Origin of the sequence: Streptococcus danieliae (genome assembly GCF_013415245.1) — a bacterium.
In the GTDB taxonomy this organism is placed as follows: domain Bacteria; phylum Bacillota; class Bacilli; order Lactobacillales; family Streptococcaceae; genus Streptococcus; species Streptococcus danieliae_A.
The window spans coordinates 1-1412 of sequence record NZ_JACBXX010000180.1; the positions used below are offsets into that span (position 1 = coordinate 1).

General features: G+C 39.9%; 2 pseudogenes. One reads left to right on the forward strand and one right to left on the reverse strand.

The annotated features are described in order from the left end of the window. Positions 1-127 precede the first annotated feature (127 nt). Positions 128-1117, forward strand: a pseudogene (locus HZY94_RS08480) (N-6 DNA methylase); the annotation flags it as partial. Positions 1118-1280: 163 nt separating this feature from the next. Here the strand turns inward: HZY94_RS08480 and HZY94_RS08485 are convergent. Continuing rightward, positions 1281-1412, reverse strand: a pseudogene (locus HZY94_RS08485) (IS30 family transposase); the annotation flags it as partial.

Genomic DNA, 1412 nt, shown 5'->3' on the forward strand with positions numbered 1-1412 from the left:
GGGATAGCCTTTCTCAGTATTTTGTCGTAATTATATTGTATCAAGACTATCTCCATAAAGCAAAAAAGCAACGGCTCTTAAACCGTTGCTTTTTTGCTTTAGTCAGAGAGACTTTTGTCCCAAACTCTCAGTGGCTAAGATTATCGCGGATATCTTGGTCGGATTTGATGAACCGTCAAATGTGCGGATCTATGATCCATCCGCTGGCTCCGGTACCCTCCTGATGAACCTGGCTAGCCGAATTGGGACCGATAAAACGATGGTCTATAGTCAGGATATTTCCCAGAAATCCTCAAACCTTTTACGCCTGAACTTGATTTTGAACGGTCTCCAACATTCAATCCAGAATATTGTTCAGGGAAATACGATTTTAGCCAATCGCCATCCTGAAAAAATGGATTACATCGTCTCTAATCCACCCTTTAAACTGGATTTTTCCGAGTGGCGGGATCAGGTGGAGAACTTACCCAATGCCAAGGAACGTTTCTTTGCAGGAGTACCAAAAATTCCAGCTAAGTCCAAAGATAAAATGGCCATCTATGAACTGTTTGTCCAACACATTATTTATTCTTTAAAGGATGATGGAAAGGCAGCAGTTGTTCTCCCTACAGGTTTCATTACAGCCCAAAAAGGGATTGATCAGAAGATTCGGCAATACCTTGTTGATAACAAGATGTTGGCTGGTGTTGTTTCCATGCCTTCAAATATTTTTGCGACAACAGGTACCAATGTCTCGATTCTCTTTATTGATAAATCCAATAAGGGAGAAGTTGTTCTCATTGATGCTTCAAACCTGGGTACCAAAGTCAAAGAAGGAAAGAATCAAAAAACAGTCCTTTCAAGCGAGGAAGAACAGCAAATTGTGACCACCTTTATCAACAAGGAGACTGTCGAGGATATATCGGTTGTTGTTTCTTATGATGACATCAAGGAAAAAAATTACTCACTCAGTGCCGGCCAATATTTTGACATCAAAATTGACTATGTCGATATCACACCAGCTGAGTTTGAAGCCAAGATGAAGGCTTTTCAAAGTAAACTTGCAGACCTGTTCAAACAGTCTCATGAGCTGGAGCAGGAGATCGAGAAACAGATGAAGGGAATAAGATATGAGTGAGTGGAGGGAGACAACTTTAACTGATTTGGGAATTTTTGGTAGAGGGAAGTCAAAGCATCGTCCCAGAAATGACATTAGGTTATTTGAAGGAGGTAAGTATCCTTTGGTTCAAACAGGGGATGTTAAATCTGCTAATCTTTATATGCTAAATTTCAAGTTGAAATTAGCCACCACTAAGAAATTCCTTTGGTGACTTGTAGTCCAAACATTTTTTAGGATAATTGTTTATCCAATTTTCAATAAAAGCGACTTCTTTGGGAGTTGTTTCTTTGGTCCCTTTTGGTAACCACCTGCG